The sequence below is a fragment of the Pseudomonas sp. YuFO8 genome (assembly GCF_035065025.1).
GTDB classification, from domain to species: domain Bacteria; phylum Pseudomonadota; class Gammaproteobacteria; order Pseudomonadales; family Pseudomonadaceae; genus Aquipseudomonas; species Aquipseudomonas putida_AE.
The window spans coordinates 383,029-395,055 of the sequence record NZ_JAXDEQ010000001.1 but is presented as its reverse complement, the minus strand read 5'-3'; the positions used below and the strand labels follow the sequence as shown (position 1 = coordinate 395,055).

The following is a 12,027-nucleotide window of genomic DNA, read 5'->3' as shown; positions in this document are numbered from 1 at the left end:
TTTGACTTTGATCTTTAAGATCAAAAGATCGCAGCCTGCGGCAGCTCCTACAGGGGGACGGCGTCAACCGCGGGGGTGGTGTTTGGCATGCAGATCCTGCAAACGCGCCCGCGCAACGTGAGTGTAGATCTGGGTAGTCGACAGATCGCTGTGGCCGAGCAGCATTTGCACCACCCGCAAATCGGCGCCGTGGTTGAGCAAATGCGTAGCGAAGGCATGGCGCAATGTATGCGGTGACAGCGACTTGCCGATCCCGGCGACCTTGGCCTGGTGCTTGATCCGATGCCAGAACGTCTGGCGGGTCATCTGCTCGCCGCGCTGACTGGGGAACAACACATCGCTGGGCCGCCCGCCCAGCAGCTCGCCACGACCATCGCGCAAATAACGCTCGACCCAGACGATCGCCTCCTCGCCCATCGGCACCAGCCGCTCCTTGCTGCCCTTGCCCATCACCCGCAGCACGCCCTGGCGCAGGTTGACCTGCTCCAGCGTCAGGCTGATCAGCTCCGTCACCCGCAGGCCGCAGGCGTAAAGCACTTCGAGCATGGCGCGGTCGCGCTGGCCGATGGCTTCGCTCAGATCCGGTGCTTTCAGCAGCGCTTCCACATCAGCTTCCGACAAGGACTTGGGCAACGGCCTGCCCAGTTGCGGCATATCGATGCGCAACGTCGGATCGACAGCGATCAGCTTTTCCCGCAGCAGATAGCGATAGAAGCCGCGCACGCCAGAGAGAAATCTGGCCGTTGAACGGGGCTTGTAGTTTTGCTCCAGGCGCCAGGCCAGGTGATCGAGAATCAATTCGCGCCCGGCGTTGAGCAGCTCCAGGCCTTTTTCCTGCAGCCAGCCATTGAACAGGGCCAGATCGCTTCGATAGGCATCGCGGGTGTTATCGGAAAGACCTTTCTCAAGCCACAGCGCGTCGAGAAACTGGTCAATCAAGGGATGATCGATGGCAGGCATAAAGACTCAGGCAAGGCCGACAGTACGGCCAGGGAAGATAAATCGCAGGCAACAAAAAAGCAGCCCGTAGGCTGCTTTTTTCTGCATCGGAAGCTGGACTTAAGCCAGTTTTTCCTTGATGCGAGCTGCTTTACCCGACAGGTCGCGCAGGTAGTACAGCTTGGCTTTACGTACGTCACCGCGACGCTTGACAGCCATGCTGTCGATTTGCGGGGAGTAGGTCTGGAAAGTACGCTCTACGCCAACACCGTTGGAGATCTTGCGCACGGTGAATGCACTGTTTACGCCGCGGTTACGCTTGGCGATTACAACGCCTTCGAACGCTTGCAGACGCGAACGGTCGCCTTCCTTCACTTTCACCTGAACGACAATGGTGTCGCCCGGGGCAAAGGTAGGGATCTCTTTGGTCATCTGCTCTGCTTCGAGTGCAAGGATGATTTTGTTAGTCATGCTGTGCTCCTAAGGTAAATCGTCGGATCTACCATCGATACGTTGTTAACTATCGTCCCGCTCGCGGATGTATTCCTCGAGCAGCTTCTTCTCTTCTCCAGAAAGCGAGCGGCTTTCCAGAAGATCGGCGCGTCGTTCATAGGTCCGACCAAGGGACTGCTGTAAACGCCAACGCCGGATGTGCGCGTGATTGCCACTTAGCAATACGTCGGGAACACGCTGATCCGCATACACCTCCGGTCGGGTGTAGTGCGGGCAATCCAGCAAACCATCCGTAAAGGAATCTTCCTCGGCGGAGTCCGCATGCCCTAAAGCTCCAGGCAGCAGTCGTGTAACCGCATCGATCAGGACCATCGCCGGCAGCTCGCCGCCAGACAGTACATAGTCGCCAATCGACCACTCTTCATCGACATGAGCATCAATAAAACGCTCGTCAATGCCTTCATAGCGGCCGGCAATCAGGATCAATGCATCCAGATTCGCCAACTCGCGTACCGCCGACTGAGTCAGTTGACGGCCTTGGGGCGACAGGTAAATCACCTTCGCACCCTCCCCGGCGACTGCCTTGGCCTGAACCAGAGCATCTTCCAGGGGCTTGATCTTCATCACCATGCCCGGACCACCGCCAAAAGGGCGATCATCCACAGTGTGATGTCGATCCGTCGTGTAGTCTCGCGGATTCCAACAGGTGAGCTGCAACAGCCCCTGTTTCACCGCCCGACTGGTGATGCCGTACTCGCTGATGGCGGAGAACATCTCGGGAAACAAACTGATCACTTCTACGCGCAAGTTAGCCACGCTTAGAAGTCCGCATCCCAATCCACCTTCATCTCGCCTGCGGCCAGGTCGACGGCCAACACGCATTGCTCGGTATAGGGCAACAGGCGTTCGCGATCATCCAGGCTGCCAGCGCAAGGCTTGACCACCATTACATCGTTCGAGCCGGTCTCCAGCAGGTGATCGATCTTCCCGAACAGTTGCCCGAGGGTGTCGATGACCTTGAGACCTTCCAGCTGGTACCAGTAGTACTCGCCGTCGGTCAGTTCAGGGAACAGGTTGCGCGGCACGCAGATCTCATAACCGGCCAGAAGACGAGCTTCTTCACGATCATCGAGACCCTTGAGCTTTGCGACCAGGAACTTGTCGTTCCCGCGTCCGCTGACCAGCTCTACCTGCTTTACATTGCCGTCACGCTTGAGCGTCCAGGTTTTGTATTCCAGCAGGTTCTTGATCGGATCAGTAAAGGAATACACCTTCACTTCGCCGCGAACGCCGTGAACCGAATAAATCTTGCCGATAACGATCAAATCATCAGCAACAGCTGGCGTCGCGTTCATATTGCTCAGGCCGCAGCCTTGGCAGATTCCTTCAACAACTGAGCAACGCGCTCAGAAGGTTGTGCACCAACGCTCAGCCAGTAGGCTACGCGCTCTTGGTTCACGGACAGACGAACTTCCTGGCCACGAGCAACAGGGTTGAAGAAACCAACCTGTTCCTTGTGCGAACCGTCGCGCGGGTTGCGGCTGTCGGTTACGGTCAGGTGGTAAAACGGGCGCTTTTTGGAGCCGCCAAGGGCAAGACGGATTGTTAGCATGTGAACATCGTTCCTGTAGTCGGTGCTGCAAATCTAAAGGCACAGCGGGCATAGGTGCCCGAAAGGCCGCATATTCTAAGGAATATCCGGACTTTTGCAAATGACTTTTTCCGGCGGCCTATCGGACGCCATCCAGATTTGCTATAGAGCCGTCGTTTAAAACGGCCAGTCAGCTCCCGCCAAGTGCGGGTTTGCTGTAGATCCCGCGTCCTTGCGGGTCTGCGCCGGTGCGATGACCGGCGCGGATTCTTTACATCTTGGGCATGCCGCCGCCGGGCAACATACCGCCCATGCCGCGCATCATCTTGGCCATTCCGCCTTTCGCGGAGAATTTCTTCATCATCTTCTGCATCTGCTTGTGCTGCTTGATCAAGCGGCCGATGTCCTGCACCTGGGTGCCGGAGCCCATGGCGATACGACGTTTGCGCGAACCGCTGATCATCTCAGGGTCACGGCGCTCGGCCGGCGTCATGGAATTGATGATGGCTTCCATCTGTTTGAATTGCTTCTCTGCCGCGCCCTGGGCGTTGCCCATCTGCGCCAGGTTCACGCCACCCATGTTCGGCAGCTTGTCCATGAGGCCGCCGAGGCCGCCCATGTTCTTCATCTGTTGCAGCTGGTCACGGAAGTCTTCGAGGTCGAAACCCTTGCCCTTCTTCAGCTTCTTGGCCAGCTTGTCGGCCTTGTCCTTGTCGAGGGTCGCTTCCGCCTGCTCGATCAGGCTGAGCACGTCGCCCATGCCGAGGATGCGCGAGGCGATACGCTCAGGGTGGAACGGGTCGAGCGCTTCGCTCTTCTCGCCCATACCGATGAACTTGATCGGCTTGCCGGTAATGGCGCGCACCGACAGGGCGGCACCGCCACGGGCATCGCCGTCGACCTTGGTCAGGATCACACCGGTCAGTGGCAGCGCATCGCCAAAGGCCTTGGCCGTGTTGGCGGCGTCCTGGCCGGTCATGGCGTCGACCACGAACAGGGTCTCGACCGGGTTGATCGCGGCATGCAGCGCCTTGATCTCGCCCATCATCTCTTCATCGATGTGCAGGCGACCGGCGGTATCGACAATGACCACGTCGATGAATTTGAGTTTAGCTTCTTTAATAGCTGCCTGGGCGATCTCGACCGGCTTCTGGCTCAGGTCGGACGGGAAGAAGGTCACACCCACTTCACCGGCGAGCATTTCCAGCTGCTTGATCGCCGCCGGACGATAAACGTCCGCGGACACGACCATGACCGACTTCTTCTTGCGCTCTTTAAGGAAGCGCGCCAGCTTGCCGGCGGTGGTGGTCTTACCCGCGCCCTGCAGACCGGCCATGAGGATGACCGCTGGCGGCACGGCGCTCAGGTTCAAATCTTCGTTGGCCGCGCCCATCAGGCTTTCGAGTTCGGCCTGGACGATCTTCACGAAGGCCTGGCCCGGCGTCAGGCTGCGCGACACCTCGGTGCCGACAGCGCGTTCCTTGACCGAATTGACGAAGTCTTTCACCACCGGCAAGGCGACGTCGGCTTCGAGCAACGCCATGCGCACTTCGCGCAGGGTGTCTTTGATGTTGTCCTCGGTCAGCTTGGCCTTGCCGGTGACATGGCGCAGCGTCTGCGAGAGACGGTCGGTTAAGTTTTCAAACATTGCGCGATCCTTTCAGGCCCTGTGTAGACCGGGATAATGGCGGCCCAGACCGGACTAAACGTGTGCTCGGCGAGCCTGCGGCGTGGGCAGGTCGCGGATTATAGCGAAGACTGCGTCTGGCGGACACCTCGCACTTTCGTGTCGCGTGGGTTCTATGCCAAACTCAGCGCCTTTCGGGCTTGCCTAACAGGACTTATGCTCCCCTTGTCACCCAGTTTGCTTACTACCCTCGCCGCCGCCAGCTTGTATGCCGCTGCGACTTTCTATCAAGGCACTCGCCTGGCCACCGGCGCCAAGGCCAACAAGCGCCTGCTGGTTACGCTCGGCGTGCTGGCGGTGCTGGCCCACAGCGCCAGCCTGGTGACCCACCTGCTGACCCCGATTGGCCTGGGCCTGGACTTTTTCAGTGCCGCCAGCCTGATTGCCGCCGCGGTCATCGCCCTGACGCTGCTGGCCTGCTCACGAATACCGGTGGAGAACCTGCTGGTCCTGCTGTTCCCCCTGGGCGCCTTGACCGCGCTACTGGCGCAGTTCGCCCCCGCCGGCACCGTGCAGATCATCGACGAAGCGCCAGGCATTCTCGCCCACATCCTGTTGTCGATCCTTGCCTACGGCATGTTCACCATCGCGGTGTTCCAGTCGTTGCTGCTGCTGGTCCAGGATCACCAGCTCAAGCACAAGCACCCGTCCGGGCTGATCAAGAACTTCCCGCCGCTGCAGACCATGGAAAGCCTGCTGTTCGGCTTCCTCTGGGCCGGCTGGACGCTGCTGTCGCTGTCGCTGATCTCCGGCTGGCTGTTTGTCGATAACCTGTTCGCCCAGCACCTGGTGCACAAGACCTTGCTGGCCTGCCTGGCCTGGATCGTCTTCAGCGTGCTGCTGTGGGGCCGTAACCGCCTTGGCTGGCGCGGCCACAAGGCCATCCGCTGGACCCTGGCCGGTTTCTGCCTGCTGATGCTGGCGTATTTCGGCAGCAAGCTGGTTCGCGAATACATCCTGCACATCTGACGGGCGGCAATAATGGACGACTTGCCCATAGGGCCGATGCTTGCAGTAGTGGCCTTGCTGATTTTATGGTCAGGGCTGTTCACTGCCATAGAAGCGGCGCAGCAGCATTTGCTGGCCCAGCGCAACGCCTCGCGCGCCAGCGACAAACCGCTGGCCCGGTTGAGCTTTCCCCTCGTCAGCCTGATTTTCTGCAATACCCTGTGCCGCGCCCTGGTGATGGTCATCTGTACCTTGCTGGCGATTTTCACCTGGGCCGAGAACGGCCCGTGGCTGGCCTGTCTCGGCGCGGGCGCGCTGCTGTTGATCCTCGCCGACTACCTGCCCCGCGCCCTCGCTGTCCGTCATCCGGACGCGATCCTGGCCCTGGGCAACAACCTGCTGGCCATACCACTGAAGCTCATCTACCCGGCGGCCTGGCTGCTCAATGCCATCAGCCAGTTGCTGATGCGCCCGTTCGCCCGCAAGGCCAATGTCGTGCAACAGAGCGAAGACGAGCCGGCGCTGGAGCGCCACGACCATCACGAGCAAGCCGCCAGCCGCCCGCACCCGCTGCCGGGCATCCATGCGCTGGACAACATCACGGTCAACGACATTCTGGTACCGCGCAGCGAGGTCGAAGGGATCAACCTCGACGACCCGATCGAAGACATCATCGAGCAACTGCGCCACAACCAGCGCACGCGTCTGCCGGTGTTCCACAGCGACATCAACCAGGTCGAGGCGGTGCTCAATACCCGGCAAATCGGCCATTTGCTCCCCGACGGCAGCCTGACCCTGGACGCGCTGCTGGCGGCCTGTCGCGAACCGTATTTCGTTCCTGAAAGCACCCCGCTGCAACTGCAACTGCTGAACTTCCACAAGCAGCAGCGGCGCCTGGGCATGGTGGTCGACGAATACGGCGAGGTTCTGGGCATCGTCACCCTGGAAGACATTCTCGAAGAAATCGTCGGCGAATTCGAAAGCCAGCAAAGCCTGGACAACCCGCATATCCATCCCCAGGCCGATGGCCGCCTGGTGATCGACGGCGCCGCCTCGATCCGCGAGCTGAACAAGAGCCTCGGCTGGCACCTGCCCAGCGACGGCCCGAAAACCCTGAACGGGCTGGTGACAGAAGCATTGGAAACTATCCCGGACTGCCCTGTGTGCTTGAAAATCGGTCGTTATCGGCTGGAAATTCTTGAGACTGAGGACAATCGAGTGACTCGGGTGTTGATCTGGCATATCAACCCGGCTCCCGCTGCTCTACCCACCCTCTAGATTGTTAAAAGATCGCAGCCTTCGGCAGCTCCTACATTGGAACGCGCTCTCCTGGAGGAGCTGCCGAAGGCTGCGATCTTTTTGCACTTGTTGAATCGTTAGCCACCTTCCTATAATCGAGTCGCTTACCCAAGCCTCGCCGCCCCGTGCTTACCCCGCACACCGCAAGTTCCGGCCTGACCACCAGAAACGTCCGCTACACACCGACGCCCGTTCCTACCTGGAACAGCGACCGCGCCTCCACCCACATCCCTGGGTAATCGACCATAATAATTCGCTCCACTGGGGCCCATGACTGTCAGGGATAACCGCATGACGACCAGCACAACCTATAACGACTCCACCCCCGCGCAACCGGTGAACTCCGCCAGCCGCGTGGCCACGGCGAGTTTCATCGGCACGGCCATCGAGTTCTACGACTTCTACGTCTATGCCACCGCCGCCGCGCTGGTGATTGGCCCTGTGTTCTTCCCACAGACTTCCGGCACGGCCCAGATGCTCTCGGCCTTCCTCACGTTCGGCATCGCATTCCTTGCACGCCCTCTGGGGTCGGCCTTGTTCGGGCATTTTGGCGACCGTATCGGGCGCAAATCGACCCTGGTCGCCTCCTTGTTGCTGATGGGCGTGTGCACCACGCTGATCGGCGTACTTCCGGGTTACGACAGCATCGGGGCCTGGGCGCCGATCCTGCTGTGTGTATTGCGCTTCGGCCAGGGCCTGGGGCTGGGCGGCGAATGGGGCGGAGCCGCCTTGCTCGCCACCGAGAATGCGCCCAAGGGCAAGCGCGCCTGGTTCGGCATGTTCCCGCAACTGGGCCCCTCCATCGGCTTTCTTGCGGCCAACGGCCTGTTCCTGACCCTGGCCATGGGCCTGGACGATGAACAGTTCCGCGCCTGGGGCTGGCGGATTCCCTTCCTGCTCAGCGCCGCGCTGGTGATGGTTGGTCTGTATGTGCGCCTAAAACTCCACGAAACACCGGTGTTCGCCAACGCCATGGCGCGCCAGGAACGGGTGAAGATCCCGCTGGTGGAGCTGTTCAGCCAATACTGGATGCCAGTGCTGCTGGGCGCCGGCTCGATGGTGGTGTGCTAAGCGCTGTTCTACATCTCGACCGTGTTCTCGCTGAGTTACGGCGTGGCGACGCTCGGCTACAGCCGTGAAACCTTCCTCGGCCTGCTGTGTTTCGCGGTGTTGTTCATGGCCGCGGCCACACCACTGTCAGCCCTGGCCAGCGACCGTTACGGGCGTAAACCGGTGCTGATCATCGGGGGTGTGCTGGCGGTCCTGTCCGGTTTCCTGATGGAACCGCTGCTGACCCAGGGTTCGACCTGGGGCGTGGCGCTGTTCCTGTGCATCGAGCTGTTCCTGATGGGCGTGACCTTTGCGCCCATGGGTGCGCTGCTGCCAGAACTGTTTCCGACCCACGTGCGTTATACCGGCGCATCGGCGGCCTACAACCTGGGCGGGATCGTCGGGGCCTCGGCAGCACCGTTCTTCGCGCAGAAACTGGTGGCGATGGGCGGATTGAGTTATGTCGGCGGGTATGTGTCGGGGGCGGCGGTGCTCAGCCTGATTGCCGTGCTGTGCCTGAAGGAGACGCGTAATAACGACTTGAATCGGGTTGCCTGATAGTCAGTCATCGCCAGCAGGCTGGCTCCCACATGGAAATGCATTCCTTCTGACAGAATGCGATCAGTGTGGGAGCTAGCCCGCTGGCTCCTACATGGAAATGCATGCCTTCTGGCAGAATGCGATCAGTGTGGGAGCCAGCCTGCTGGCGATTGCCGCGCCGCGGTTTACAGCTCTACTACAACAGCCTGGGATGCACGGGTCGCCTTGGCACGAGCCGCTTCGATCGACTCGTCACGAGCCAATGCAACCCCCATCCGGCGCTGGCCATTCACTTCAGGCTTGCCGAACAGGCGCAACGCCGTATCCGGCTCGCTCAATGCCGCGCCCAGATTGGCGAAAGCAGTCTGGGTCGACTGCCCTTCCACCAGGATCACCGCCGAGGCCGATGGCCCGAACTGGCGGATCAACGGAATCGGCAGGCCCAGAATCGCCCGTGCATGCAGGGCGAACTGCGACAGGTCCTGGGAGATCAACGTGACCAGGCCAGTGTCGTGCGGACGCGGCGACACTTCGCTGAACCACACCTGATCACCCTTGATGAACAGCTCGACGCCAAACAGGCCACGGCCACCCAGGGCCTCGGTCACGGCCTTGGCCACGCGCTCGGATTCAGCCAGGGCCACCGGGCTCATGGCCTGAGGCTGCCAGCTTTCCTGGTAGTCGCCCTTCTCCTGGCGATGGCCGACCGGCGCGCAGAAGGTGGTGCCGCCGACGTGGCGCACCGTCAGCAGGGTGATTTCATAATCGAAATCGATAAAACCTTCGACGATCACCCGGCCTTTGCCAGCACGCCCGCCTTCCTGGGCGTAGTCCCAGGCCGTCTTCACGTCATCGACGCTGCGCAGCAGGCTCTGGCCCTTGCCCGAAGAACTCATGACCGGCTTGACCACGCACGGGAAACCGAGATCCTCGACGGCCTTGCTGTAGTCCTCGAAGGTGTCGGCGAAGTGGTAAGGCGAGGTCGGCAGGTCCAGCTCTTCGGCGGCCAGGCGACGGATGCCTTCGCGGTTCATGGTCAGCTGTGCGGCACGCGCGGTCGGGATGACGGTGAAGCCTTCGGCCTCCAGTTCCACCAGGGTGGCGGTGGCAATGGCTTCGATTTCCGGCACGATGAAGTGCGGCTTTTCGGCTTCGATCACCGCGCGCAGGGCCGCGCCATCGAGCATGTTGATCACGTGGCTGCGATGCGCCACCTGCATGGCCGGGGCATTGGCGTAGCGATCCACGGCAATCACTTCAACGCCCAGGCGTTGCAGCTCGATCACCACTTCCTTGCCCAGTTCGCCACAGCCACACATCAATACGCGGGTCGCGGTGGGCGACAATGGAGTTCCGATACGGGTCATCTCAAGTCCTCAAGAAGCGGATCATCGAGGGATGCGGCGCCTGGCGCGCTTCCCATGGGGAGAAAGCGCGGCATTTTACATGAACCGCAGGGTTTGGCTCAGCTGACGAGCGCCTGTTTGCGCAAGCGCCAGGCCATGATCAGCCAGACGGCCGTGACGCCGGCGAACTTCGAACCCAGGGCGGTGAGAATCACACCGGGGGTCAGCGCGTCGATCATGCCGAAGAAGATAAAGGTATCGAGCGGGATGCTCAGGGCCGAACTTATCCACAGGCGGTCGTGCAACGGACGACGGGTGATACTGAACACCAGCCAGTCGATGCACTCCGATACCGCGAACGCCGTGGCGCTGGCCAGGGCGATGGAGGGATCGGAGGTGATGTAGGACAGCACCAGCGCCGCCAGCATTGCCGCAATCGCGCCGTGCCCGAAGCGGGTTTGCACCATGTCGCGCAACACGAACACCAGGCCACCCCACGCCGACCAGATGATGTCCAGGTGCGGGGCGGTGGAGAAGGCGTAGTTGGTCAGCACGACGCTGCCGATGTAGGCGATCAGGAAGAACATGGGGGGCACCTGTCAATTTGGCGCACAGGGTACTGTAGGAGCGAGCTTGCTCGCGATAGTCGTTAACGATAATGCGGGGAATCTGATTCCCCGCGGTGGTCTTGAGTCCATCGCGAGCAAGCTCGCTCCTACAATGGCCACACCTCAGTTGCCAGGTGTCTTGCCAATCATCCACACCAACCCGCTGGACTTGGCCCGTTCATGGCACAACCCCAACACCTTGCGCCGTTCTTCGTTGTCCATCCGGCTCCAACGGGTGATCTCTTCCACCGTGCGCTGGCACCCCGTGCAGATGTCATCGTCGTCCAGCGCGCAAATGTTCACGCAGGGCGATGGCACTGGTCGTTCGGTCGTCGTCATTCTTCCTGCTCAGCCAGGTCGCGGGCATAACGTTGCGAGTTATGCACGTAGTGAGCGGCGCTGGCTTCCAGCATCTTCTTCTGCGCCTCGGTCAGTTCGCGCACCACCTTGCCGGGTGAGCCCATGACCAGCGAACCGTCGGGAATCTCCTTGCCTTCACCGATCAACGAATTGGCGCCGATGATGCAGTTCTTGCCGATTTTCGCGCCATTGAGGATCACCGCATTAATGCCGATCAGGCTGTAGTCACCCACGGTGCAGCCGTGCAGCATGGCGTTGTGGCCGATGGTCACGCCGGTACCGATGGTCAGCGGGTAGCCCATGTCGGTATGCATCACAGTGCCGTCCTGGACGTTGCTGTTCTTGCCGATCAGGATCAGTTCGTTGTCGCCCCGCAGCACGGCGTTGAACCAGACGTTGGCGCCCTCTTCCAGCTTGACCTTGCCCACCAGCACGGCATTGGGAGCGACCCAGCTCTCTGGGTGGGTCTCGACACGGGCGTCGCCCAGGCGGTATTTCATCGTGTTGTCCTCAAGGCTCAGGCAGCGGCGTGTTCAGGCCATTCGAATGATGGCTTCAGGTATTGATAAAGCTTTTAGGCGGCGAGTGCAGGCTGATTTTCGCGTCATAGAGCAGATTGATCAACTCGACGATCATGATTGCCGTCAAACCCCAGATCTTGAATTCGCCGTAGCGGTAACTCGGTACGTACCAACTGTGACCCTGGTAGTCGATGCGATGGGTGTGCTCGCGCGGGTCCTCGCGGAAGAACTCCAGGGGCACACTGAACACGGCGGCGATCTCGGCATCGTTGGCGCGGTATTGGACGAAGTCCGGAATTACCCCGACATAAGGCGTGACCTTGATGCCATGCAGGGAAATCAACGGGCTCAGCGGGCCGATCACTTCGACCAGTCCCGGTGGCAAGCCGATCTCTTCCTCGGCTTCGCGCAGGGCGGTAAAAACAAGGTCGGGGTCTTCGGGGTCGCGTCGACCACCGGGGAAAGCGACTTCGCCACCATGGGTCGACAGCCCGCTGGCGCGCAGGGTCAACACCAGCTCCGGCTCGTCACTGCGGGTAATCGGCACCAGGACGGCGGCCTCGGGGAAACGTCGGTCAGTCTCCAGCGTGCGCGGTGTGTGGTGACTTACCCGATGCAGTAGCTCGTCCAGCATGAGTGTTCTCGATCAGTGCCTTACCCTGCATCATGCACTAATCGCTTAGGT

At 60.8% G+C, this 12,027-nt stretch carries 13 protein-coding genes and 1 pseudogene; 3 read left to right on the top strand and 11 right to left on the bottom strand.

The window, feature by feature from the left end; translation table 11 throughout:
- Positions 1–63: 63 nt before the first annotated feature.
- The 6 genes from xerD to ffh all read right to left on the bottom strand — a co-directional run bounded on the left by xerD (position 64) and on the right by ffh (position 4,631).
- Positions 64–960, bottom strand: a complete 897-nt coding sequence (xerD, locus tag SOP95_RS01855; protein ID WP_168757294.1) for a site-specific tyrosine recombinase XerD — start codon at positions 958–960, stop codon at positions 64–66.
- Positions 961–1,059: 99 nt separating this feature from the next.
- Positions 1,060–1,410: a 50S ribosomal protein L19 gene (rplS, locus tag SOP95_RS01850; protein ID WP_003175895.1), complete on the bottom strand. Its 351-nt coding sequence runs from the start codon at positions 1,408–1,410 to the stop codon at positions 1,060–1,062.
- A 45-nt stretch (positions 1,411–1,455) separates the two neighbouring features.
- Positions 1,456–2,208: a tRNA (guanosine(37)-N1)-methyltransferase TrmD gene (gene trmD, locus SOP95_RS01845; protein WP_046820359.1), complete on the bottom strand. Its 753-nt coding sequence runs from the start codon at positions 2,206–2,208 to the stop codon at positions 1,456–1,458.
- Positions 2,209–2,210: 2 nt separating this feature from the next.
- Positions 2,211–2,747 (bottom strand): ribosome maturation factor RimM, encoded by a 537-nt coding sequence (gene rimM, locus SOP95_RS01840; protein ID WP_323605734.1) that lies wholly within the window; start codon positions 2,745–2,747, stop codon positions 2,211–2,213.
- A 5-nt stretch (positions 2,748–2,752) separates the two neighbouring features.
- Positions 2,753–3,004 (bottom strand): 30S ribosomal protein S16, encoded by a 252-nt coding sequence (rpsP, locus tag SOP95_RS01835; protein WP_003198088.1) that lies wholly within the window; start codon positions 3,002–3,004, stop codon positions 2,753–2,755.
- Between the two features lie 250 nt (positions 3,005–3,254).
- Positions 3,255–4,631, bottom strand: coding sequence for a signal recognition particle protein (ffh, locus tag SOP95_RS01830; RefSeq protein WP_056726162.1), 1,377 nt, complete (start codon positions 4,629–4,631; stop codon positions 3,255–3,257).
- Positions 4,632–4,826: 195 nt separating this feature from the next.
- On the opposite strand from ffh, the gene SOP95_RS01825 reads away from it, so the two are divergent.
- From SOP95_RS01825 to SOP95_RS01815, 3 genes and pseudogenes are all read left to right on the top strand, one after another.
- Complete coding sequence (locus tag SOP95_RS01825) at positions 4,827–5,639, top strand: cytochrome C assembly family protein (protein WP_323605729.1); 813 nt, start codon at positions 4,827–4,829, stop codon at positions 5,637–5,639.
- 12 nt (positions 5,640–5,651) lie between these two features.
- The gene (locus SOP95_RS01820) at positions 5,652–6,896 is read left to right on the top strand and encodes a transporter associated domain-containing protein (RefSeq protein WP_323605728.1); all 1,245 of its coding nucleotides are present in this window, start codon (positions 5,652–5,654) and stop codon (positions 6,894–6,896) included.
- Positions 6,897–7,208: 312 nt separating this feature from the next.
- Positions 7,209–8,525 (top strand): annotated as a pseudogene (locus tag SOP95_RS01815) (MFS transporter).
- A gap of 167 nt (positions 8,526–8,692) precedes the next feature.
- Here SOP95_RS01815 and purT read toward each other — a convergent pair.
- From purT to SOP95_RS01790, 5 genes are all read right to left on the bottom strand, one after another.
- The gene (purT, locus tag SOP95_RS01810) at positions 8,693–9,874 is read right to left on the bottom strand and encodes a formate-dependent phosphoribosylglycinamide formyltransferase (RefSeq protein ID WP_046820365.1); all 1,182 of its coding nucleotides are present in this window, start codon (positions 9,872–9,874) and stop codon (positions 8,693–8,695) included.
- A 98-nt stretch (positions 9,875–9,972) separates the two neighbouring features.
- Complete coding sequence (locus tag SOP95_RS01805; RefSeq protein WP_274077236.1) at positions 9,973–10,440, bottom strand: preQ0 transporter; 468 nt, start codon at positions 10,438–10,440, stop codon at positions 9,973–9,975.
- Positions 10,441–10,584: 144 nt separating this feature from the next.
- Positions 10,585–10,800: a DUF1289 domain-containing protein gene (locus SOP95_RS01800; RefSeq protein ID WP_274077237.1), complete on the bottom strand. Its 216-nt coding sequence runs from the start codon at positions 10,798–10,800 to the stop codon at positions 10,585–10,587.
- Positions 10,797–11,321, bottom strand: coding sequence for a gamma carbonic anhydrase family protein (locus SOP95_RS01795; protein WP_274077238.1), 525 nt, complete (start codon positions 11,319–11,321; stop codon positions 10,797–10,799). Before SOP95_RS01795 ends, SOP95_RS01800 begins: the two co-directional genes overlap by 4 nt.
- Positions 11,322–11,376: 55 nt before the next feature.
- Complete coding sequence (locus SOP95_RS01790) at positions 11,377–11,976, bottom strand: CoA pyrophosphatase (protein WP_274077239.1); 600 nt, start codon at positions 11,974–11,976, stop codon at positions 11,377–11,379.
- Positions 11,977–12,027 lie beyond the last annotated feature (51 nt).